This is a genomic window from Variovorax sp. OAS795 (assembly GCF_040546685.1).
GTDB lineage: Bacteria > Pseudomonadota > Gammaproteobacteria > Burkholderiales > Burkholderiaceae_C > Variovorax.
Genome location: NZ_JBEPOH010000001.1, coordinates 690528 through 713434, shown reverse-complemented (window position 1 = coordinate 713434; position 22907 = coordinate 690528). Strand labels below are relative to the sequence as shown.

General features: G+C 68.5%; 20 protein-coding genes and 1 riboswitch. Of the genes, 3 read left to right on the top strand and 17 right to left on the bottom strand.

Annotated features, from left to right (window positions below):
• The first annotated feature begins 11 nt into the window (after window positions 1–11).
• Window positions 12–776, top strand: coding sequence for a TetR/AcrR family transcriptional regulator (locus ABID97_RS03495; protein WP_354397172.1), 765 nt, complete (start codon window positions 12–14; stop codon window positions 774–776).
• A complete protein-coding gene (locus ABID97_RS03490) occupies window positions 731–1930 on the top strand; it encodes an amidohydrolase family protein (RefSeq protein WP_354397171.1) in 1200 nt (399 codons plus the stop codon). The genes ABID97_RS03495 and ABID97_RS03490 overlap by 46 nt, the downstream gene beginning before the upstream one ends.
• 45 nt (window positions 1931–1975) lie before the next feature.
• Here the strand turns inward: ABID97_RS03490 and ABID97_RS03485 are convergent, their stop codons facing one another.
• The 5 genes from ABID97_RS03485 to ABID97_RS03465 form a co-directional block, all read right to left on the bottom strand.
• Window positions 1976–2365, bottom strand: coding sequence for a GtrA family protein (locus tag ABID97_RS03485; protein WP_354397170.1), 390 nt, complete (start codon window positions 2363–2365; stop codon window positions 1976–1978).
• Window positions 2362–3339 carry a glycosyltransferase family 2 protein gene (locus ABID97_RS03480; protein ID WP_354397169.1) on the bottom strand — a complete coding sequence of 326 codons (978 nt, stop codon included), beginning with the start codon at window positions 3337–3339 and terminating at the stop codon, window positions 2362–2364. Before ABID97_RS03480 ends, ABID97_RS03485 begins: the two co-directional genes overlap by 4 nt.
• Window positions 3336–5135, bottom strand: coding sequence for an ArnT family glycosyltransferase (locus ABID97_RS03475; RefSeq protein ID WP_354397168.1), 1800 nt, complete (start codon window positions 5133–5135; stop codon window positions 3336–3338). The genes ABID97_RS03480 and ABID97_RS03475 overlap by 4 nt, the downstream gene beginning before the upstream one ends.
• A 52-nt stretch (window positions 5136–5187) precedes the next feature.
• The gene (gene metH, locus ABID97_RS03470) at window positions 5188–7902 is read right to left on the bottom strand and encodes a methionine synthase (RefSeq protein ID WP_354401662.1); all 2715 of its coding nucleotides are present in this window, start codon (window positions 7900–7902) and stop codon (window positions 5188–5190) included.
• Between the two features lie 60 nt (window positions 7903–7962).
• Window positions 7963–8069: riboswitch (S-adenosyl-L-homocysteine riboswitch) on the bottom strand.
• Window positions 8070–8117: 48 nt separating this feature from the next.
• Window positions 8118–8573, bottom strand: a complete 456-nt coding sequence (locus ABID97_RS03465) for a PACE efflux transporter (protein WP_354397167.1) — start codon at window positions 8571–8573, stop codon at window positions 8118–8120.
• A 104-nt stretch (window positions 8574–8677) separates the two neighbouring features.
• Here ABID97_RS03465 and ABID97_RS03460 point away from each other — a divergent pair, with 104 nt between their 5' ends.
• Window positions 8678–9595, top strand: a complete 918-nt coding sequence (locus ABID97_RS03460; RefSeq protein WP_354397166.1) for a LysR family transcriptional regulator — start codon at window positions 8678–8680, stop codon at window positions 9593–9595.
• Here ABID97_RS03460 and ABID97_RS03455 read toward each other — a convergent pair whose 3' ends face one another.
• From ABID97_RS03455 to ABID97_RS03400, 12 genes are all read right to left on the bottom strand, one after another.
• Window positions 9596–10414, bottom strand: a complete 819-nt coding sequence (locus tag ABID97_RS03455; protein ID WP_354397165.1) for an SH3 domain-containing protein — start codon at window positions 10412–10414, stop codon at window positions 9596–9598.
• An 82-nt stretch (window positions 10415–10496) separates the two neighbouring features.
• Complete coding sequence (locus tag ABID97_RS03450; protein WP_354397164.1) at window positions 10497–11543, bottom strand: homocysteine S-methyltransferase family protein; 1047 nt, start codon at window positions 11541–11543, stop codon at window positions 10497–10499.
• Window positions 11544–11591: 48 nt separating this feature from the next.
• Window positions 11592–12407, bottom strand: coding sequence for an N-formylglutamate deformylase (gene hutG, locus ABID97_RS03445; RefSeq protein WP_354397163.1), 816 nt, complete (start codon window positions 12405–12407; stop codon window positions 11592–11594).
• 4 nt (window positions 12408–12411) lie between these two features.
• On the bottom strand, window positions 12412–13824 hold the full coding sequence (locus tag ABID97_RS03440) for a formimidoylglutamate deiminase (protein WP_354397162.1): 1413 nt from the start codon (window positions 13822–13824) through the stop codon (window positions 12412–12414).
• Window positions 13821–15047 carry an imidazolonepropionase gene (gene hutI, locus ABID97_RS03435; RefSeq protein WP_354397161.1) on the bottom strand — a complete coding sequence of 409 codons (1227 nt, stop codon included), beginning with the start codon at window positions 15045–15047 and terminating at the stop codon, window positions 13821–13823. The genes ABID97_RS03440 and hutI overlap by 4 nt, the downstream gene beginning before the upstream one ends.
• 22 nt (window positions 15048–15069) lie before the next feature.
• Complete coding sequence (locus ABID97_RS03430) at window positions 15070–15642, bottom strand: HutD/Ves family protein (RefSeq protein ID WP_354397160.1); 573 nt, start codon at window positions 15640–15642, stop codon at window positions 15070–15072.
• A gap of 29 nt (window positions 15643–15671) precedes the next feature.
• The gene (gene hutU / locus ABID97_RS03425) at window positions 15672–17390 is read right to left on the bottom strand and encodes a urocanate hydratase (RefSeq protein WP_354397159.1); all 1719 of its coding nucleotides are present in this window, start codon (window positions 17388–17390) and stop codon (window positions 15672–15674) included.
• Between the two features lie 24 nt (window positions 17391–17414).
• Window positions 17415–18965 carry a histidine ammonia-lyase gene (gene hutH, locus ABID97_RS03420; RefSeq protein ID WP_354397158.1) on the bottom strand — a complete coding sequence of 517 codons (1551 nt, stop codon included), beginning with the start codon at window positions 18963–18965 and terminating at the stop codon, window positions 17415–17417.
• Window positions 18966–19025: 60 nt separating this feature from the next.
• On the bottom strand, window positions 19026–19763 hold the full coding sequence (gene hutC / locus ABID97_RS03415) for a histidine utilization transcriptional repressor HutC (RefSeq protein ID WP_354397157.1): 738 nt from the start codon (window positions 19761–19763) through the stop codon (window positions 19026–19028).
• Between the two features lie 336 nt (window positions 19764–20099).
• Window positions 20100–20885 carry an ABC transporter ATP-binding protein gene (locus tag ABID97_RS03410; protein ID WP_354397156.1) on the bottom strand — a complete coding sequence of 262 codons (786 nt, stop codon included), beginning with the start codon at window positions 20883–20885 and terminating at the stop codon, window positions 20100–20102.
• The gene (locus ABID97_RS03405; RefSeq protein ID WP_354397155.1) at window positions 20885–21763 is read right to left on the bottom strand and encodes an ABC transporter permease; all 879 of its coding nucleotides are present in this window, start codon (window positions 21761–21763) and stop codon (window positions 20885–20887) included. Before ABID97_RS03405 ends, ABID97_RS03410 begins: the two co-directional genes overlap by 1 nt.
• The gene (locus ABID97_RS03400) at window positions 21744–22712 is read right to left on the bottom strand and encodes an ABC transporter substrate-binding protein (protein ID WP_354397154.1); all 969 of its coding nucleotides are present in this window, start codon (window positions 22710–22712) and stop codon (window positions 21744–21746) included. The genes ABID97_RS03405 and ABID97_RS03400 overlap by 20 nt, the downstream gene beginning before the upstream one ends.
• Between the last annotated feature and the right edge of the window lie 195 nt (window positions 22713–22907).

Sequence of the window (22907 nt, the reverse complement as noted above, 5' to 3'; positions counted from 1 at the left end):
CCGCGCGCACGATGGCCGACAGCCGCACCGCCAACGGCAAGCCCCAGCGCCGCACCGGCGTGCGCGAGGCCGCGGCGCAGGCCACGCGCGACAGCATCCTGAAGGCGGCGACCAAGGTGTTCGCCCGGTACGGCTACGACGGCGGCAGCGTGGAGAAGATCTCCAAGGCCGCGAAGTCGTACGACCGGATGATCTACTACTACTTCGGCAGCAAGGAAGGCCTGTTCATCGCGGTGCTCGAGGGCATCTACAAGCGCATGGACGACGCCGAGGCCGCCATCGCGCTCGATGCTTCCCGGCCCGTGGAGGCGCTCACTGAAGTGATCCGCTTCGTGCTGGGCTACTACCGCAAGAACCCCGAGTTCGTCACGCTGCTGAACACCGAGAACCTGCACAAGGGCCGGCACATCTCGAAGTCGCTGCGGGCGCGCGAATACTCTTCGCGGGCGGTGGCGATCATTGCCGAGATCCTGGCCAGCGGCGCGTCGCAGGGCCTGTTCCGCAAGGCGCTGATCGCGCGCGACATCTACCTGCTGATCGCATCCACGGGCTATTTCTACACCTCGAACCGGCACACGCTCACGGCGTTCCTGGGCGAGCCGCTGGAATCGCCCGAGGCGATCACGCACTGGGAAGACTTCGTGATCGAGACCGTGCTGCGCACCGTGCGCGCGGACGAGGTCCCGGCAGACGAGGCACCCGACAACACCCACGACGAGGACAACACAAAATGGCAGAAATCGCAGCCGGCGCCAAGTCGGGCAAAGTCGTCATAAAGAACATCGGGCTCCTGCTGTCGGGCGACATCGACAAGCCCATCCTGGATGCCGACACCCTGGTGGTGAACGACGGCCTGATCACCCAGGTCGGCAAGGAAAAGGACTGCGACCTCGAAGGCGCGAAGACCGTCATCGACGCCAGGCAGACCTGCGTGGCGCCAGGCCTGATCGACAGCCACGTGCACCCGGTGTTCGGCGACTGGACACCGCGCCAGGGCCAGATCGGCTGGATCGACTCCACCATGAACGGTGGCGTGACCACCATGATCTCGGCCGGCGAGGTGCACCTGCCCGGCCGCCCGAAGGACATCGTGGGCCTGAAGGCGCTGGCCATCACGGCGCAGCGGGCGTTCGACAATTTCCGCCCCGGCGGCGTGAAGGTGCTGGCGGGCGCGCCGGTCATCGAGAAGGGCATGGTCGAGAGCGATTTCAAGGAGCTTGCCGAAGCGGGTGTGGGCCTGCTCGGCGAAGTGGGCCTGGGCTCGGTGAAGGCCGGCTACGAGGCCAAGGAGATGGTGGCCTGGGCGCGCAAGTACGGCATCCAGAGCACCATCCACACCGGTGGCCCGTCGATTCCCGGCTCGGGCCTGATCGACAAGGACGTGGTGCTCGAAGCCGACGCCGACATCATCGGCCACATCAACGGCGGCCACACCTCGCTGCCCGAGGCCCATGTGTGCGAGCTGTGCGAGAAGAGCTCGCGCGCGATCGAGATCGTGCACAACGGCAACGAGAAGGTCGCCATCGCGGCGGCCAGGGCTGCGCTCGATCTCAAGTGCCCGCACCGCGTGATCCTCGGCACCGACGGCCCCGCGGGTTCGGGCGTGCAGCCGCTGGGCATCCTGCGCATGGTGGCCATGCTCTCGTCGATCGCCAACATTCCGGCCGAGCTGGTGTTCTGCTTTGCCACCGGCAACACGGCGCGCATCCGCAAGCTGAACTGCGGGCTCATCGAAGTGGGCCGCGACGCCGACTTCGTCTTCATGGACCGCGCGCAGCATTCGCCCGCGCCCGGCCTGCTGGAGAGCGTGCGACTGGGCGACATCCCGGGCGTGGGCATGGTGATGATCGACGGCATCGTGCGCTGCGGCCGCAGCCGCAACACGCCGCCAGCGACCGAGATTCCGGTGGTGGTGTCGGGCGGGCACTGAGCGCCTCTCTTTCTCCTTCCCCCTCTGGGGGAGGGAGCAAAACTCCTACCGCACCCGAAACACAAGGTAGCGCGCCGACAGGAAGTTCACGACCAGCCCCGCGCAGCTGCCCAGCGCCACGCCGGCCGCCGGCGCCCAGGGCCCCGTGGCCCAATGCAGAACCAGCACATACGCACCGTAGTTGACGAGCGCGCCGCCGAGCATCGTCGCGAGATAGCCGAGGTATTCGCGCAGCACCGAAGCATCGGAGCGCCGCCCGCGGAAGGTGTAGCGCCGGTTCAGCGCCCAGGTGGCCGTGGCCGCCGCAAGGAAGGACAGCACCCGCGCGCCGTACCAGCCCAGCAGCGGCGCCGCAAGGTACAGCACCGCCACGTCGACCACGAATCCCGCCGCGCCGACGATGGCGAACGCGAGGAACTCGCGGCCCGCCTTCATGGCGTGCGGCGGAACAGCCCGACGCCGGGAATCGCGAGGTAGCGCAGGCGCTTGGCCTCGCGGCGGCCGAGCCGGATCGCATGCATCACCACGCCGCAGACCATCGACAGCATCGCGGCCAGCATGGCGCCGGTCGCGAGCACCGCCGTGGGGATCCGGGGCACCAGGCCGGTGTGCAGGTAGGTGACCAGCAGCGGGATGGCCAGCGCGATGGCGCTCGCCGCGAGCACGGCCGCCAGGATCGAGAAGAACTGCAGCGGCCGCTCGCTGATGAACAGCTTGCAGATGGTCCTGAGGATGCGCCAGCCGTCGCGGTAGGTCGAGAGCTTGCTGTGCGACCCCTCGGGGCGCGTGCTGTAGGTGGTGTCGAGCTCGGCATAGGGCATGCGCAGTTCGAGCGCGTGCACCGTGAGCTCGGTCTCGATCTCGAAGCCGTGCGAGAGCGCCGGGAACGACTTGGCGTAGCGGCGCGAGAACACGCGGTAGCCCGAGAGCATGTCGGTGAGGCCGCCGCCGAACAGCTGCGCCACGGCGCCGGTGAGCATGCGGTTGCCCAGGCGGTGGCCGGCGCGGTAGGTGAGCGCGTTCTGCCCATCGTCGACGCGGCAGCCCACCACCATGTCGAGGTTGCGCTCCACCAGCAGCTCCACCAGCCGGGGCGCGCTGGCCACGTCGTAGGTGGCGTCGCCGTCGACCGTGACGTACACGTCGGCCTCCACGTCGGCGAACATGCGCCGCACCACGTTGCCCTTGCCCGGCGCCGCCACGTGCGTCACCAGGGCGCCGCTCGCGCGTGCGATGGCGGCGGTGTCGTCGCTCGAGTTGTTGTCGAAGACGTGGATCTCGGCCTCCGGCAGCGCGGCGCGGAACTGCGCGACCACCTGCGCGATGGAGAGCGCCTCGTTGTAGCAGGGGATCACCGCTGCGATGCGCAGCGGCGCGTGGGCTGCGGCGGTTGGGTTGTGGTCGGTCATGGTGCGGTCGAGAGAATGCGATAGGCCCGGCCGCCGTCTTGCTCGTAGAGCAAGGCGAAATGCTGGTCGAAGCCCGGCCGGGTGGCCAGCGTCGGCACCATCGACGTGGGCATGACGATGGCGGTGAAGCCCCGCTGCGCGAGCTTGACCGCCATGTCGCCCGGAGGCAGCAGCAGGAAATCGCGGTAGCGCCAGGGGCCGAGCGTATCGCCCCAGATGGGATTGGGGCCGTAGTAGATCGCCTCGTTCAGCGCAATCTGGTAGACGCGCCCGTCGGCATGCCGGCGCAGGTAGTCCATGGCGGCATAGCCCGGCACATGCTGGCGCAGGAAGGCTTCGCGCGTCTCGGGCGTGGGCGAGATCATCGCCACCTTGGCGGCGGTCTGCTTCAGCGACACCGCGGCCAGCGCGGCGACGAGCAGCACGACGATCCAGTCGCCGGCCAGGCCCAGGCGGCCGGCGGGTGCGGCAGGCGCATCGACGGCGGCTGCCGTTCCACCGCGCGGTCCGAACACCCGCCGCAGCCCGCCGCCGATCCGGCCGAACAGCACCTGCCAGCCGATGGCCGACATCAGCGCGAGCAGCGGGAACGAGGCCGTGAGATAGCGCGGGTAGCGCGAGGTCACGAGCCACACGGCCACCGAATAGAAGCAGAACCAGCCCGCCGCGCGCACGGCGGCCGAGCGCTTCCACCACACGCTGAGCGGTGCCAGGAACACGGCCCAGATCAGCGCGTTGGGCCGCGCCGCGTGGTCGCGCACGTCGGCCACCTGCTGCACGTAGTCGGCCGGGATCCAGTCGGTGAAGCCGAACACGCGCGCGCCGATGGGGTTGAACGGGTCGCCGGTCATGAGGGCGTTGCGGGCGTACCAGTACACGCACGGCACCATGAAGCACAGCAGCGCCAGCGCCCAGGCCTTGGGCCGGCGCTCGTGCCAGACGACGAACAGCGCCACCAGCGGCAGGAAGGTGAGCGCCTGGTACTTCGATCCCGCCGCCACGCCGAGGCAGAACGCCGCCAGGCCGAGCCACCGCGTGCCGCCCTGCACCGGCTGCGACTCGCGCCACCACCACAGCGCCACACAGGCGCCGAGCACGAAGAGCGCCACGCCCATGTCTATCAGCGCATTCGAATAGTCGCCGATGCCGATCCAGATGGCGGTGCCGACGATGGCCGTGACCCGGTTCGCGTGCTGGATGCCCAGGCGCAACACCATCACCGAAGAAAGGAGCCCGGCCAGCGCATTGAGAAAGTGCGGCAGCACGTCGTCGCCGACCTGCAGCGCGGCGGCGTACAGCAGGTTGTAGTTGTACGGAAACCAGGGGTAGCGCAGCCACTCGTGGATGCCCAGCGAACCCTGCTGCGCCACCTGCCGCGCATAGGGCAGGTGGTACATCAGCTCGTCGAAGGCGGCCGGCGGCGCCAGCGGCGCGACCAGCGCGGGCAGCGCCACCAGCGCCAGGGCGATGGCCGCGATCCTGTCGTCACGGGTCCATGGCGCGGCGGGCGTTGCCGAAGCGTGGACCGTGCGCCACCAGGGCCGCAGCTGCACCGCCGCGGCCACGACGCCGGCAGCGATCAGCGCCACGGTGGCGCCCACCTTGAACGCGCCGAAGATCGCGAGCAGCTGGAACGCGCAGATGAAAAGGCCGACCCCGAGGGTCGCGGCCATCGCCGCTTCGAGCCATGCGTCACGGCGCGGCGGCGGCAGAAGGCGCGCCAGCAGTGCGCGGCCGAAACCCCAGCAGGCAACGACGAAGACAGCCAGGGCCGCGTAGTGCGCGGCGGCAAACATCAACTTCTGAATAACAACTCCCGGCGCCGGTCGGCCATGCCGGCCGGCAGGTTCAAAGGTTCGGCGCCAGCAGGCGCTCGAGGTCGGATTCGCTCTCCTTGCGCCGCGCCGCCTGGTCCTGCAGCTGGTCGTGCCCGATCTTGCCGACGTTGAAGTACGTCGAATCGGGGTGGCTCAGGTAGAAACCACTGACGCTGGCGGCGGGCATCATAGCGAGGCTTTCCGTCAGGGTCATGCCAATGTCCGCGCAGTTCAGAAGGTCGAACATCGGGCGCTTCACGCTGTGGTCGGGGCAGGCGGGGTAGCCGGGCGCGGGGCGGATGCCGCGGTATTTCTCCGCGATCATGTCCTCGTTGCTCAGGCCCTCGTCGGGCGCATAGCCCCAGAGGTCGGTGCGCGCGCGGTGGTGCAGCGACTCGGCGAATGCCTCGGCCAGCCGGTCTGCCAGCGCCTTGAGCATGATGGCGGAGTAGTCGTCGAGGTCGTCGATGAAGTACTTCTCTTTTTTCTCGACGCCCAGGCCCGCAGTGACCGCGAACACGCCCACGTAGTCTTTCAGGCCGCTGTCCTTCGGCGCGACGAAATCCGCCAGGCAGCGGCTGGGCCGCATCACGCCGTCGATCACCTGCTTCTCCGTCTGCTGGCGCATGCCGTACCAGGTCATGGCGACCTCGCTGCGCGTTTCATCCGTGTAGAGCTCGATGTCGTCGTCGTTCACCGTGTTGGCCGGCCAGAAGCCCACGATGCCGCTGGCGCTGAGCCAGCGCCCTTCGATCAGGCGCTTGAGCATGCGCTGGCCGTCGGCATACACGCGCACGGCCTCGGTGCCGACGATCTCGTCCTTCAGGATGGCCGGGAACGGGCCCGCGAGATCCCAGGTCTGGAAGAACGGGCCCCAGTCGATGTACTTGGCGAGCTCGGTCAAATCGAAGTTCTTGAACACGCGGCGGCCGATGAACTTGGGCACCGGCGGCGTGTAGTGGGTCCAGTCGATCGGCGTCTTGTTGGCGCGCGCCTTGGCCAGCGGCCACATCGGCACCTGCTTCTTGTTGGCGTGCTGCGTGCGCACCTTCTCGTAGTCGGCATTGATCTCGTCGATGTAGGCGGTCGCCTGTTCGGACAGCAGCGACTGCGCCACGCTCACGCTGCGCGACGCATCGGGCACGTAGACCACCGGGCCCTCGTAGTGCGGCGCGATCTTGACGGCGGTGTGCACGCGGCTGGTGGTGGCGCCGCCGATGAGCAGCGGGATCTTCTTGATGCGGAAGTGGTCGTCCTTCTGCATCTCGCCGGCCACGTATTGCATTTCCTCGAGGCTCGGCGTGATGAGGCCGGAGAGGCCCACGATGTCCGCACCCTCGACCTTGGCCCGCGCCAGGATCTCGTGGCACGGGACCATCACGCCCATGTTCACCACCTCGAAGTTGTTGCACTGGAGCACGACGGTGACAATGTTCTTGCCGATGTCGTGCACGTCGCCCTTCACGGTGGCGATGATGATCTTGCCCTTGGTGCGCACGTCGCGGCCCGCGGCCTCGTCCTGGCGCTTTTCTTCCTCGATGTAGGGAATGAGGTGGGCCACGGCCGACTTCATCACGCGCGCCGACTTGACCACCTGCGGCAGGAACATCTTGCCCTGGCCGAACAGGTCGCCCACGATGTTCATGCCGTCCATCAGCGGCCCTTCGATCACATGCAGCGGACGGCCGCCCTTGGCGAGGATCTGCTGGTAGGCCTCCTCGGTGTCCTCGACGATGAAGTCGGTGATGCCGTGCACCATGGCATGAGAGAGGCGCTGGTTGACGTGCACCGGGTGCTCCGGCGTGCCGCGCCATTCGAGCTTCTTGCTGTCGTCCTTGGCGCCGCTCTTGGCGGTCTCGGCCACTTCCACCAGCCGTTCACCCGCGTCGGGCCGGCGGTTCAGCACCACGTCTTCGACGCGCTCGCGCAGGGTCGGCTCCAGGTCGTCGTACACGCCCACCATGCCGGCGTTGACGATGCCCATGTCCATGCCGGCCTGGATCGCGTGGTACAGGAACACGGTGTGGATGGCTTCGCGCACCGGGTCGTTGCCGCGAAAGCTGAAGCTCACGTTGCTCACGCCGCCCGACACCTTGGCGCCCGGCAGGTTCTTCTTGATCCAGCGCACCGCGTTGATGAAGTCGACCGCGTAGTTGTCGTGCTCCTCGATGCCGGTGGCAATCGCGAAGATGTTGGGGTCGAAGATGATGTCCTCGGGCGGAAAGCCCACCTCGTCGACCAGGATGCGGTAGGCCCGCTCGCAGATCTCGATCTTGCGCTCGTAGGTGTCGGCCTGGCCCTTCTCGTCGAAGGCCATGACCACCGCGGCGGCGCCGTAGCGCCTCACCAGCTTGGCCTCGTGCTTGAACTTGTCGACCCCCTCCTTCATGGAGATGGAGTTGACGATGCCCTTGCCTTGGATGCAGCGCAGGCCGGCCTCGATCACCTCCCACTTGGAGCTGTCGACCATCACCGGCACGCGCGCGATATCGGGCTCGCTGGCGATCAGGTTCAGGAAGCGCACCATCGCGGCCTTGCTGTCGAGCATGGCCTCGTCCATGTTGATGTCGATCACCTGCGCGCCGTTCTCGACCTGCTGGCGCGCCACGGCCAGGGCATCCTCGAACTGGCCGTTCAGGATCATCCGCGCGAAGGCCTTGGAGCCGGTGACGTTGGTGCGCTCGCCGATGTTGACGAACAGCGAACCGGCATCGATGGCCACCGGCTCGAGGCCGGAAAGCTTCATCGGGGGAACGGAGGGCGTGGAAACATCGCTCATGGGGGGCTCACCTGTGCAGGGAAAAACGTCAGGTGAGCGTCGTTTGCGGCTTGCGCCCCGGCCGCCGGGGCGCCTTCCAAGCCTGACGGCGGACCCTGTCGATGATGTCCGCCGCTGCAACGCTCCTTGGAAGGGAGCGCAATTTTACCGGCTGCGGCAAGGGCCGCGGCCGCGTGGGGCGTTCAGGCCCCCTGCCCGGCCACGGATGCGGGCGCCCGCGGCGCGGCCGAAGCCGGCAGCCCGAACACCCGGTCGAAGGCCCAGTTGAAGACGAAGGTGTAGACCAGGAAGAACACCACCAAGCCCAGGTCCATCACCAGCGCCTGCCAGAGCGTCACCCCGAGGCCCCAGGCGAACATCGGCACCAGGAAGGCGACCAGCCCGCCCTCGAAGCCGATGGCGTGCGCCACGCGCCGGCGCACGCTGCGCCCGCGCACGGCCTGGCGCGACTCCCAGCGTTCGAACAGGGCGTTGAACACCAGGTTCCAGATCACCGCGATGACCGAAGCGGCCACCGCCAGCAGGCCGGAATGGCCGAGCCCGGCATCGGTCAGCAGCGCCAGGCCCGCACTGGCAGCCACGATGGCGATCCCCTCGTAGAGGGTGATGTAGATGACGCGGCGCTGGAACCCCTGCATGGCTGTTTTCCTGGAACGGATGAAGGCAATGGCTGGACTTTATTTGCGTGTTGCTGATATAAAAAGTTAACTTCTTTCAGTTTCATTGATAGACCGGTTTGCAGATGGCTTTTTCCAGCGACACCGTCGAAGTCTTCCTTGCCGTGATCGACCACGGCTCGTTTTCGGCCGCGGCCCGCGCGCTGCACAAGGTGCCCTCGGCCGTGAGCATGGCCATAGCCAGCCTCGAGGCCGAACTCGCCCTTCCCCTGTTCGACCGCAGTGGCCGCGAGCCGCAGCCGACCGCCGCCGCCCGTTCGCTGGAGCCGCAGGCGCGCCTTTTGGCAGCCCAGCTCAAGCAGCTGCAGGTGCAGGCACTGGCCCTCACGCAGGGACTGGAGAACCGCCTCACGCTCGCGATTGCGCCCGAGTTGCTGGCGGCACCCTGGAGCGGACCGCTGGCCGCGCTGGCCGAGGAATATCCGCTGCTGCAGGTCGAGGTGCTGGCGGCTCCGCAGGCCGATGCGCTGGCGCTGCTGCACAGCGGCCGCGCGCAGCTGGCGCTGGTGTTCGAGCGCCCGAGCCTCGACGGCCGCGAAGGATTCCAGGAAGTGGGCAGCGACACCATGGTGGCCGTGATGGCGCCCGACCACCCGGTGCTGGTGGCGGCCGCCGGCGAGCGCCTGCGGGAGGAACACCTCACGAACACGCGGCAGATCGTCGTGGCCGGGCGCGACCTGGCGACCAGCGACCCGCGCTTCGTGTTCGCGCGCCATGTCTGGCGCACCGACAACGCGCTGGCCGCGCTGGGCCTGATCACCGCCGGGCTCGGCTGGGGCTGGCTGCCGCGCAACTTTGCCAAGCCGCACGTGGCTGCCGGCGCGCTGGTCGAGATCCCGTTCGAGAACCTCAGCAACGGGCTGGACCTGTGGGTCGACGTGGTGTGGTCGCGCGAACGGCCGCTGGGCCTCGGGGCGCAGCGCTTCGTGGCGCTCATTGCGCGCGACCGCCAGGCCGCGGCAGGGATTGCGCCCGCGGGCTAGCTAGTCGCGGTGGCCGTGGCCGCCGCCCTTTCCGCCGCCTCCGCCTCCGCCACCGTGGCCCCCGCCGTGTCCTCCGCCATGGCCGCCACCCTTGCCGCCGCCTTCACCGCCATGCGCACGTCCACCGCCTCCTCCCCCGCCACCACCGGGGCGGCCGCCGCCCTGGTGCATCTGCGGCGGGCCCGGCGGCGGGCCGGGCCGGAAAGCGGGCTGGGGACGCGGCGGCCTGAAACCCGGGTCCGCGGGCTGCCGGTAGCCGGGACCGGGATGCGGCGCGCGGTAGCCCGGGCCGGGTTGCGGGCGGACGCCGGGCCCGGGCGCGGGCTTGAACCCGGGCCCCGGCCATGGCCTGGGCTGCCAGGCCGGACGAATGGGCGGCGGCGGGCGCCAGCCTGGCATCGGCGGCGGCGGCGGCCGGCCACCCCACCAGCGCCGCTCCCCATACCAGGGGCGGTCGCGGTAGTAGTCGGCCCAGTAGCTGCCGATCACGAAAGTCACGATGGGCACGCCGATCGCCGCGCCGTAGGTCGCCAGCGGCACGCGCCGCTCCTGGTAGGCGTAGTCCAGGCTCCGGGCCCAGACCCAGCCGCGTCCGCCGTCGGGCAGCACCACGTCGCACCAGCTGTAGCCGCCCGTGCAGCCCATCACGTCCAGCGGCTGGCCCGGTCCGAGGCGCGCCACCAGCGGATAGTCGCCCGAGGGGCCCGCGCGCATGTTGACGGTGCCGCGCGTGAAGGCCTGCTGCGCCACCGCTGCGAGCGGCAGGGCCATGGCGAGCGCGCCGACGCCGACCCAGCGCATGGGAAATGTGTAGTTCATGAATGGCTTCCTTTGCGCCGCCAGCCTAGGCGGCGGCCCGGATGCCGTCAATCAGCCGAGGGCGCGAACCCGGGGGGCCCGGTCAGGCGGCTTCGCGGTAGAAGCCGTTGCTGTTCAGCATGCGGCCCGCGAGCGGCGCCACGGCCTGGCCGATGGCCGCGATGTGGTCCGGCGTGGTGCCGCAGCAGCCGCCGACGATGTTGACCAGCCCTTCGGCCGCGAACTCGTGCAGCAGCCGCGAGGTGACGTCCGGCGTTTCGTCGAAGCCGGTTTCGCTCATCGGGTTGGGCAGGCCCGCGTTCGGGTAGCAGCTGATGAAGGTGTCGCCCGCGACCTTCGCCAGTTCCTGGATGTAGGGACGCATCAGCGCCGCGCCCAGCGCGCAGTTCAGGCCGATGGCCAGCGGCTGCGCATGGCGCACGCTGTGCCAGAACGCGGTCACGGTCTGGCCGCTCAGGATGCGGCCCGAGGCATCGGTCACGGTGCCGCTGATGATCAGCGGCAGCCGCTGGCCGCTGTTGTCGAAATACTCGTCCACCGCGAACAGCGCGGCCTTGGCGTTGAGCGTGTCGAAGATGGTCTCGACCAGGATCACGTCGGCGCCGCCTTCGACCAGCGCCTCGGTCTGCTCGTAGTAGGCCGCGCGCAGCTGCTCGAAGTCCACGTTGCGCGCGCCGGGGTCGTTCACGTCGGGGCTGATGCTCGCGGTCTTGGGCGTCGGGCCCAGGGCGCCGGCCACGAAGCGCGGCTTGTCCGGCGTGCTGAACTTGTCGCAGGCTGCGCGCGCAAGCTTGGCCGATTCGAGGTTCATCTCGCGCGCCAGGTGCGCCATCTTGTAGTCCTCCTGCGCGATGGTGGTCGCGCCGAAGGTGTTGGTCTCGATCAGGTCGGCGCCGGCCCCGAGGTAGCCCTCGTGGATGTCGCGGATCACGTCGGGCCGGGTCAGCGAGAGCAGCTCGTTGTTGCCCTTCACGTCGCGCTCGAAATCCTTGAAGCGCTCGCCGCGGTACTGCTCCTCGGTGAGCTTGAAGCGCTGGATCATCGTGCCCATGGCGCCATCGAGGATGGCGATGCGCTTTTCGAGGATGCCGGCGAGTGCCTGGCCGCGGGTGTAGATGACGGGCTTCATAGCCCCCGATTGTAGGAAGCGGGGCTGCCCTTGGCGGCCGTCGGTGCTTTAGCGGCCTTCAACGAAGGCCAGCACCGCCTCGATCATCCGCTGCACATGCGGCTGCACGCCGGCCGCCACGTCGGGCAGGTAGTCGAATGGCAGCTGCTCCTGCATGTAGCTCGACTGCGTCATCTCCAGCTGCACCGCATGCACGCCGGCCGCGGGGTTGCCGTACTGGCGCGTGATGTGGCCGCCCTTGAAGCGGCCGTTGAGCACGCCGGTGTAGCCCGGGGCCGACTCGGCGATGCCGAGCAGCGTCGCCGCCAGCCCCGCATCGCAGCTGGCGCCGTTGGCGGTCCCCAGGTTCAGGTCGGGCAGCTTGCCCTCGAAGAAGCGCGGCAGCACGGAGCGGATCGAGTGCGCGTCCCACAGCGCGACGGTGCCGTGCGCGGCCTTCAGGCGCCCGAGCTCGGCCTCAAGCTGCTGGTGGTACGGGCGCCAGATCGCATCGCGCCGCGCGGCGATTTCTTCGTCGCCGGGCAGGTCGTCGGCGGACGCGTAGACGGGTGTGTCGTCGAAGGTATCGACCGGGCACAGGCCGGTGACGCTCTGGCCCGGGTACAGGCTCGCGCCGTCCGGCGGACGGTTCAGGTCGATCACGTAGCGCGAATGCGTGGCGACGAGCACCGAGGCGCCGAGCGCGTCGGCAAAGCCGTAGAGCCGTTCGAGGTGCCAGTCGGTATCGGGCACCTGGCGCGCCTCTTCGGTGAAGCGGGCCGCGAGCGCGGGCGGCACATGGGTGCCGACATGCGGCATCGAGATCAGCAAGGGACGCGTGCCCCGGCGAAAGCGGAACGGAGGTTCGGTGGTGATGAAACGCATGGGCTCAATTTTCCAGAAGAAGCTGGCTGCGCGCCGCGACGAATGCTGCGGCAGCCTCGCCGTGCAGGGCATGGCGGCCTGCCAATACGCGCGGCTGGCCAGACACCCAGACGGCATCGATGGCCGAGGTGCGGTGGCTCGCGAAGACGTGGGACGACAGCATGTCGGGCGCGCCGAGGCCCTGCAGCGCCAGATGCGCGGCATCGAGCACGACGAAGTCGGCCTGCTGCCCTGCCGCCAGGCCGCCGATGGGCCGGCCCGACGCCTGCGCGCCGCCGCGCACCGCTTCAAGCGTGAGCGCGGTGGCCACGTGCGGCTGCGCCGCGCTGGCGCCGACGTTGCGCTGCCGCTTGCCCAGGCGCTGGCTGTACTCGAGCATCAGCAGTTCTTCCGCCGCGTTCACGGTGGCATGGCTGTCGGAGCCCACGCCCCAGGCGCCGCCATGGTGGCGCCAGGCGCCGAAGTCGAAGATGCCGTCGCCCAGGTTCGCCTCGGTGGTCGGGCACAGGCCGGCCACGGCGCCGCTCCGGGCGCCGCGCGCGTATTCGGCGCTGTCCATGTGCGTCGCATGCACCAGGCACCAGCGCGCATCGACGGGTGCATGGTCGAGCAGCCAGGCCACGGGGCGCTGCCCGCTCCAGGCGATGCAGTCGTCGACCTCCTTGGTCTGCTCGGCAATGTGGATGTGAATGGGCGCGCGCGGGTCGATGGCTTCGAGGCCCGCAACGGCTTCGCGCAAGGCATCGGGCGGCACGGCGCGCAGCGAATGCGGCGCGAGGCCCAGGCGGGCCGAAGGACCGCCTTGCGGTCCGGGCGCGCCTTGTGCGTCGCACGCGGGCTTGAGCTTGTCGAGCAGGCGCAGCATCGATTCGGTCGAGCGGATGAAGCGGCGCTGCCCTTCGTTGGGCGGCAGTCCGCCGAAGCCGCTGGTTTGATACAGCACGGGCAGCAGCGTAAAGCCGATACCCACCTTCTGCGCGGCGCGCAGCAAGGCCAGGCTCAGCGTCGCATCGTCGGCATAGGGACGGCCGTCGGCGTCGTGGTGCACGTACTGGAACTCGCACACGCTGGTGTAGCCGGCTTCCAGCATCTCGGCATAGAGCCAGGTGGCAATGGCCTCCATGTGCTGCGGGCCGAGGCGCGCGGCAAAGCGGTACATCAGCGTGCGCCAGCTCCAGAAACTGTCGTGCTGCTCGGCGCGGTGCTCGGTGAGGCCCGCGAAGGCGCGCTGGAAGGCGTGCGAATGCAGGTTGGGCAGGCCGGGGATCACGGGGCCGCTTGCGACCCGTGCGCCGGCGGCAGGCTGAACGGCCGACTGCACCTGGGTGAGCTGGCCGGCATCGTTCCATTGGAGCAAGACATTCTTCGCCCACCCGTCGGGCAGCAGTGCGTCGGCAGCGAAAAGCGATGGCGTCATGCGGCGGCTCCCACGGCGATGCGGCCCTGGCGCACCACGCTGCGCACCGGCCGCTGGCCGAACCAATAGGCGAGCTCGGCCGCATCGCGCACGTTCCACAGCACGAAGTTGGCCGGCATGCCTTCGGCGATGGCGCCGTGCGTTTCCTGCAGGCCCAGTGCGCGCGCCGCATGCACCGTGACGCCGGCCAGCGCCTCGGGCACGGTCAGGCGGAACAGCGTGCAAGCCATGTTCATCATCAACAGCAGGCTCAGCGCCGGCGAGGTGCCGGGGTTGTGGTCGGTCGACACGGCCATCGGCACGCCCGCGGTGCGCAGCGCCTGGATGGGCGGCAGATGCGTGTCGCGCAGCGTGTAGTAGGCGCCTGGCAGCAGCACGGCCACGGTGCCCGCCTCACGCATGGCCTCGATGCCTTCAGCCGAAAGATGCTCGATGTGGTCGCACGAGAGCGCGCCGTAGCGCGCGGCCAGCGCCGCGCCGCCCATGTCGGAGAGTTGCTCGGCGTGCAGCTTGACCGGGAGGCCCAGCGCCTTCGCGGCCTTGAAGACCTGCTCGGTTTCCACGAGCGAAAAAGCGATGCGTTCGCAGAACACGTCCACCGCATCGACCAGTCCTTCGGCCGCGAGCGCGGGCAGCATCTGGTTGCAGACGAGCGCGATGTAGTCGCCGCTGCGGCCCGCGTATTCGGGTGGCAGCGCATGCGCACCGAGAAAGGTGGTGCGCACCGTGACGCCGTACGCCTCGCCGAGCCGGCGCGCCACGCGCAGCTGCTTGCGTTCGTGTTCGAGCGACAGGCCGTAGCCCGACTTGATCTCGATCGCGCACACGCCATCGGCCAGCAGCTGCTCCAGGCGCGGTGCCGCCTGCGCAAAGAGCGTGTCTTCGTCGGCTTCGCGCGTGGCGCGCACCGACGAGACGATGCCGCCGCCAGCCTTGGCCACTTCTTCATAGGTGGCGCCCGCGAGCCGCATCGCGAACTCATTCGCGCGCTGGCCGCCGTAGACCAGGTGCGTGTGGCAATCGACGAGGCCCGGCGTGACGAGTGCGCCGCCGCCGTCGTGCGGCGGGAAGCCGGCGAATCCGGAGGGCAGCGCATCGCGGGCGCCGACCCATCGGACCGTGCCTTCCGAGACCACGATGGCCGCTTCGGTGCCCGGGTCGGTTGCAAGACGCAGGCCGGTCCAGAGGCCGTCTGCCGATGGATGTTCGTGGGTGGGGTTCATCGAGTTTCTCCCGCTCCGCAGCTTACGCCGGCAGGATGCGAACCGCAGCGAGCCGCGCGCCTTCGCTCTGCGGCTCGGCCTGCCATGCCTTTGCGGTGTCGGTCCAGTACAGGCCATCGCCCTCGGCACAGGGCTCGCCGTTCAATCGCCATGCGCCGCGCAGGGCCAGCAGCACGCCGTGCGCTGCGGTCTCCACCGCCGAGGCGTGGTCCAGCACCCGCACGTCGGCGCGCCACTGGCCGTGCCGCGTCATCACGTTGAAATCGGTCGAGGCGCCGCCCAGCAGCGTGCAGTCGATTGCATCGTCCCCGCTGAACGCGAACGGACGATGCGCCACATCGAGCCGGTGCTCTACGCGCCCGTCGTGCGTGAACAGCCGCACGCCGTCGCCTTCGAGCAGCATGATGCTGCGGTCGACGCCCGCGAAGATCGAGAACGGCCCCGCCGCCGCGATGGCCGCGATGCTCGCGCGCCAGCCGAAACCATCGAGCCCCGCGCCCGGCGGCCAGCTCACGATCTCCTGCGTGGAGCCGCCGCCGTTCTTCCAGGGCGCGGCCGGAAGCGCAGCGCACGAGAAACGCCGCACGCTATTCATGACGAGGTCTCTCGCGCCTTCCCCGCGCGTCATCGCACCATCGGCAGGTTGAGTCCCTGCTTCTTCGCGGTCGCCACCGCGATGTCGTAGCCCGCGTCGGCGTGGCGCATGACGCCCGTGGCCGGGTCGTTCCACAGCACGCGCTCGATGCGCTTCGCGGCGGCATCGGTGCCGTCGCACACGATGACCACGCCCGAGTGCTGCGAGTAGCCCATGCCGACGCCGCCGCCGTGGTGCAGGCTGACCCAGGTGGCGCCGCCCGCGGTGTTGAGCAGCGCGTTGAGCAGCGGCCAGTCGGAGACGGCATCGGTGCCGTCCTTCATGGCTTCGGTCTCGCGGTTGGGGCTCGCGACCGACCCGGTGTCCAGGTGGTCGCGGCCGATGACGATGGGTGCCTTGAGTTCGCCGTTCTTCACCATCTCGTTGAAGGCCAGGCCCGCGATGTGGCGCTCTCCCAACCCCAGCCAGCAGATGCGCGCGGGCAGGCCCTGGAACGCGATGCGCTCGCGCGCCATGTCGAGCCAGCGGTGCGTGTGGGTGTTCTCGGGGAACAGCTCCTTGATCTTGGCATCGGTCTTGTAGATGTCTTCGGGGTCGCCCGACAGCGCCACCCAGCGGAACGGGCCCTTGCCTTCGCAGAACAGCGGCCGGATGTACGCCGGCACGAAGCCCGGAAAGTCGAACGCGTTCTTCACGCCTTCGTCGAACGCGACCTGGCGGATGTTGTTGCCGTAGTCGACCGTGGGAATGCCCATGGCCTGGAAGTCGAGCATGGCCTGCACGTGCACGGCGCACGACCTGGCGGCTGCGGCCGTGAGCGCGGCATGCTGCGAGGCGTCCTTCATCGCGGCCTGCCATTGCGGCACCGTCCAGCCCGAGGGCAGGTAGCCGTTGATCAGGTCGTGCGCGGAGGTCTGGTCGGTCACGAGGTCCGGCCTGATGCCGCCGGCCTTCGCACGCTTCACCAGCTCGGGCAGGATGTCGGCCGCATTGCCGAGCAGCGCGATCGACACGGCTTCCTTCGCGTCGCAGTGCTGCTTGATGAGTTCGAGCGCATGGTCGATGTCGCGCGCCTGCTTGTCGACATAGCGCGTGCGCAGGCGAAAGTCGATGCTCGCCTGCTGGCACTCGATGTTGAGCGACACCGCGCCCGCGAGCGTGGCCGCGAGCGGCTGCGCCCCGCCCATGCCGCCGAGGCCGGCCGTGAGGATCCACTTGCCCGCGAGGCTGTTGTTGTAGTGCTGGCGCCCGGCTTCGACAAAAGTCTCGAAGGTGCCCTGCACGATGCCCTGGCTGCCGATGTAGATCCAGCTGCCCGCAGTCATCTGGCCGTACATGAAGAGGCCCAGGCGGTCGAGCTCGTTGAAGTGCTCCCAGTTGGCCCACTTGGGCACGAGGTTCGAATTGGCGAGCAGCACGCGCGGCGCGTTCTCGTGCGTCTTGAACACACCCACGGGCTTGCCCGATTGAATGAGCAAGGTCTCATCGTCGTTGAGTTCTTTCAGCGACGCGAGGATCTGGTCGTAGCAGGCCCAGTTGCGCGCGGCGCGGCCGATGCCGCCATACACCACGAGGTCCTGCGGGCGCTCGGCCACCTCGGCGTCGAGGTTGTTCTGCAGCATGCGGAACGGTGCCTCGGTGAGCCAGCTCTTGCAGCTGAGCGTGCTGCCGCGCGGGGCACGGATCACGCGTGTGGGATCGTGGCGCGGGTCGGTGTCTTGCAGCGGGAGCTTTTCGGGTGCGTTCATGGCGAGGTTCTCCTTGATCTGTGTTCAGGCGTGGCTGGGGAGGATGTTCAAGAGCGCGGCGGGCAGCTCGGCCTTCAGCGCCCACTGGCGCATGGCCTCGATGTCCGGCGCGAGATAGCGATCGCGTTCGAGGAAAGCGACCTTCCGGCGGATGTTGGCGAACTCGGCTTCGACCAGCGGCGAGCTCTTGAGCCCGCGTTTGAGTTCGATGCCTTGCGCGGCGGCCATCGCTTCGATGCCGACGACGACCGCCGTGTTGTTGACCATGTCGCCGAGCCGGCGCGCCGCAAAGGTGGCCATCGACACATGGTCCTCCTGGTTGGCCGAGGTCGGCAGGCTGTCGACGCTCGCGGGATGCGCGAGCGACTTGTTCTCCGAAGCCAGCGCCGCCGCCGTCACCTGCGCGATCATGAAGCCGGAGTTCAGGCCGCCGTCGTGCACCAGGAAAGGCGGCAGGCCCGAGAGGCCCGTGTCGAGCAGGAGCGCAATGCGGCGCTCGGCAATGGCGCCGACTTCGCTCACGGCCAGCGCGATGATGTCGGCCGCGAAGGCGACCGGCTCGGCGTGGAAGTTGCCGCCCGAGATCACTTCGCCGGTGTCGCAGAACACCAGCGGGTTGTCCGATGCGGCATTGGCCTCGATCACCAGCACGCGCGCGGCATGCGCGAGGTTGTCGAGGCAGGCGCCCATCACCTGCGGGATGCAGCGCACGGAGTACGGGTCTTGCACGCGGCCGCAGTCGGCGTGCGAGGGCACGATCTCGCTGCCTTCGAGCAGCGTGCGCACGGCACCGGCCACGGCGATCTGTCCCGGCTGCCCGCGCGCGGCATGGATGCGCGCATCGAAGGGCTTGATCGAACCCTGGATGGCTTCGAGCGAGAGCGCACCCGACATCAGGGCCGAGGCGAATACGTCCTCGGCGCCGAACAGGCCGGCGAGCGCGAGCGCGGTCGACACCTGCGTGCCGTTGAGCAGCGCCAGGCCTTCCTTCGGGCCGAGCACGAAGGGCTCCAGGCCGACGAGGCGCATGGCCTCCGCACCATTGACAACCGTACCGTCGGCCGTGGTCGCTTCGCCCTCGCCGATCAGCACGCAGGCCATGTGCGCAAGCGGCGCGAGGTCGCCCGAGGCGCCGACCGAGCCCTTGCATGGAATGCGCGGCATCACGCCCGCATTGAACAGCGCCAGCAGCGCGTCGACCAGCGCGGGCCGCACGCCCGAGTGGCCGCGCGCCAGGCTCACGGCCTTGGTCGCGAGCACCATCCGAACGACGGGCGCGGGCAGCGGCTCGCCGGTGCCCACGCTGTGCGAGAGCACGAGGTTGCGCTGCAGGTCGGCCAGGTGGTCGTTGCCGATGCGCGTGCTCGCGAGCTTGCCGAAGCCGGTGTTGATGCCGTAGACCACCTGGTCGTTGTCGACGATGTGGCGCACCGCCGCTTCGGCGCGCTTCATGCCGTCCTGCACCGAAGGGTCGAGCGCGAGCTGCATGCCGCCGGCCTGAATGCGGCGCAGCATCGCGAGGTCCACCTTGCCGGGTGTGAGCGTCAGGGTGGCGGTTGTGTGATTGCTTGGCATGTGAACCTGTCTATACAAGTGGTTGCGAGAGAAAACCTTCGGTTTCCTTGACGAAAGAAATCAGCCGAACGAGGGGTTGCCGTCGGCCTTGAAGCGGCTGCCCAGGCTATAGCGCGAGGCCGGGTGCAGGCAGCGCACCCAGGTGACCGGCGTGTTGCGCGTCCAGGTGCGGCGCGTGAGCAGCAGGCAGGGGTCGGTGGGCTCCATCGCGAGCCGGCTCGCCTGCTCCGCGGTGGGCAGCACGGCATCGACGACGTGTTCGATCTGGTCGAAGGGCACGTTGCGCACCAGGTACTCACTTGGCGGCACGGCGGCAAAGTCCTGCTCGAGGAAATCGGGCACGACCTGCGGATTGACGTAGCGTTCTTCGAGTTGCACCGGCGTGTCGTTCTCCAGGTGCAGGCAGACGCTGTGGAACACCGAGGTGCCCGCGCGCATGTCGAGCCAGGCCGCCACGTCGGGCGACGCGGCCACGCGCTCCACGGCCAGCATCTCGCAGCGGTAGTCATGGCCGCGCTGGCGGATTTCGCTCGCGATGTTGGCGATCTGCAGCAGCGTGGACTGCGGCTTGTTCTCGGCCACGAAGCTGCCGACCCCGGCCACGCGCACGATACGGCCCTGCTCCATCAGCTCGCGCAGCGCACGGTTCACGGTCATGCGCGAGATGCCGAACTGCGCGACCAGTTCGCTCTCGGACGGCAGGCGATGGCCGGCCGGCCAGGTGCCGTCCTGGATCTTGCGGGAGATGTGATCCTTGACTTGCGCATAGAGCGCGAGGGAGGGGAGGTCGCGCTTCATGTCGGCTTTGGGCTTTGCTCTTGGCTCAGTTGTTCAGGGCGCGTGCACAGGCCACCGGGTACTCCCCTCCGCGAATGTCCCCCGCCTTCGGCTCCTCCTTTATTTCGCTGCGGGGAGCACCCGGCGCCCTGTGCACACCAAGCGCTGTCGTGGTGCCGGCTGATCAACGACTGCTCTGCCCAACGCTCGCGCTGGCGGGATGCCTTGCGCAGCGAAATAAAGGAGGAGGCCGCAGGCCGGGGGACATTCGCGGAGAAAGGTACCCCGTCGGCGCGAGCGCGCCCTGAACAGCGCACCAAACCCGCACCACGAAGAACAAAAGCGCAGCGCTTCATCCTAGTGCTCCACAGCCGCCATCGACTCCGCGCGAATCTCTTCCGTCAGCCGCGCCTTGATGTCCATGAACTCGGGCGAGGTCTTGATGGTGTAGCTGCGCGGATGCGGAAAGTCGACCGCGATCTCGGTCTTGATGCGGCCGGGCCGCGCGCTGAACACCGCCACGCGGTTGGCCATGAAGATCGCCTCGTCGATGTCGTGCGTGACGAACAGCACCGTCTTGCGCGCAGACTCCCAGATGCCGAGCAACAGCTCCTGCATCAGCACGCGCGTCTGGTTGTCCAGCGCGCCGAAGGGCTCGTCCAGCAGCAGCATCTTGGGGTCGTTGGCCAGCGCGCGCGCAATCGCGGTGCGCTGCTGCATGCCGCCCGAGAGCTGCTTGGGAAAATGGTTCTCGAAGCCGCGCAGGCCCACCTTGGCGATGAAGAACTCGCTGCGCTCCTTCTGGTCGGCCTCGCTCATGCCGCGCTCGCGCAGGCCGAAACGGATGTTCTGCGCCACCGTGAGCCACGGAAAGAGCGTGTAGCTCTGGAACACCACGCCGCGGTCAGCGCCCGGGCCTTCGATGCGCTCGCCGTCGAGCAGCACCTGGCCGGTGGTCGGAAAGTCGAGCCCCGCCACGATGCGCAGCAGCGTTGATTTGCCGCAGCCCGAGGGGCCGAGGATGGTGACGAAGTCGTTCTCCTTCACCTCGAAGTCGATCGGCAGCAGCGCCTGCGTGCTCTGCCCCTTGGTGCCGGTGAAGACGCGCGAGACGCCTTGAATGGAGAGTTGGTTGTTCGTCATCACAAGGCCGCCCACGCGAAGAGGCGGCGGTTGAGCGCCTTGAAAGCAAAGTCGGACACGAGGCCGATGACGCCGATCACGATGATCCCGAAGATGATCTGACCGGTGTTAAGCAAGGCCTGGCTGTCGGTGATCATGTGGCCGATGCCCGACGACGAGCCGATGAGCTCGGCCACGATCACGTAGGTCCAGGCCCAGCCGAGCACGAGGCGCAGCGTCTCGGCAATGCCGGGCGCGGCACCCGGAATGAGCACGCGCGCCACGATGCCGCGGCTCTTGGCACCCAGCGTGTAGGCCGCCTCGACGAGGTCGCGCCGCGCGCCGCCCACGGTGACGGCCACCATCAGCACGATCTGGAAGAACGAGCCGATGAAGATCACCAGCAGCTTCTGCATTTCGCCCAGGCCCGCCCACAGGATGAGCAGCGGAATGAAGGCCGACGCCGGCAGGTAGCGGCAGAACGAGACGAAGGGCTCGAAGAAGGCTTCCACGGTTTTCCAGGTGCCCATGGCAATGCCGAGCGGCACTGCCAGCACGGCCGCCAGCAGGAAGCCGCCGAACACGCGCCACACGGTCATGCCCACGTCGCCGATGAAGCCGAACTCGGCGAACAGCATCCAGCCTTCCTTGAGCATCGTCACCGGGCTGGCGAGGAAGGTGGGCGGCACGAATCCGCCGATGGTGGCAATGGACCACACGAGCACGAACACCACGAAGAACGCCAATCCGAGCAGCACGCGGGCGCGCGCGCCGATGGGTTCGAGCGGCGCGAACGAACGGCGCCGCACGGGCGCCGCGGCGTGGGCGGAGATGGCCGGTGCGGGCGCCGCCGCACGCGGCGGCACCTGCGGCAGGGCCTTACTTGACGAAGCTTGCATCGAACATCGCCGCGTAGTCTTCGGGCGCCTTGCGGATCACGCCGGCTTCCAGAAGGATGGACGTGGCTTCCTTCATGAAGCTCGTGAGTTCGCCCGCAAAGAACTTCTGGTTGGCCGCCTTGTCCTGCCAGCGCAGGAAGGCGGACGACTTGGCGAACTGCTCGCCGGTCTGCTTCACGGCCGAACCCATGAGCTCGTTGGCCTTGGCCGGGTCGGCCTTGATCATGTCCAGCGCCTCGAAGTACGACTGCGTGAGCGCCTGCGCGGCCTTGGCATTGGCCTTGAGCCAGGTCGGCGCGCAGCCCACGGTGTCCATGACCATCGGGTAGTCGAGCGTGGTGGCCAGGATCTTGCCGGCGGTCGGATTGGCGCGCACGGTCGAAAGATAGGGCTCGTAGGTCATGGCGGCGTCGTTCTGGCCCGCGACGAAGGCCTGGGCAGCGGGCTGCGGCTCGAGCGAGACCAGCTTCACGTCCTTCAGCGTCATGCCGTTCTTGTTGAGCATCCACGCCAGGCCGAAGTAGGGGGCGGTGCCCGGCGCGCTCACGCCGATGGTCTTGCCCTTGAGGTCGGCAAAGCCCTTCACGTCGTTGCGCACCGCAATGCCGTCGGCGCCATAGGACTTGTCCATCTGGAAGATCTGCACGATGGGCACGCCGTTGGCGTTCCAGGCCACGTGCGTTTCCACTGTGGTGGCCGCGCACTGGATGGCACCGGAAGCCAGCGCCAGGTGGCGGTCCTTCTGCGGGATCATCTTGAGTTCGACGTCCAGGCCGTTCTTCTTGAAGATGCCGGCCTTGTCGGCCAGCGAGAGCGGCGCGAAGCCGGTCCAGCCGGACATGCCGAGCGCGATTTTTGTTTCCTGCGCGGCGGCAGTGCCAGCCATGCCCGCTGCACAAGCGCCTGCTGCCAGCAGCGACGCGACTTTCACGATTACCGGTTTGACCATGGGTACTCCTGGTTCTGTTCTCTGGGAAAAAAGCTCGGCGATGCGCTCCGGAGGCCGGGGTGCACGAACCTCGCATTGTTGCCAAGCGCCCCAACTTGTATATACAGGATAACCCGGGAGTGCCGTTTTCGGTGCATCCCTCGGGAAAATGCACCAGATTGCTGTCTATACAGGAAGGGTGGCGGGACGGGGTTC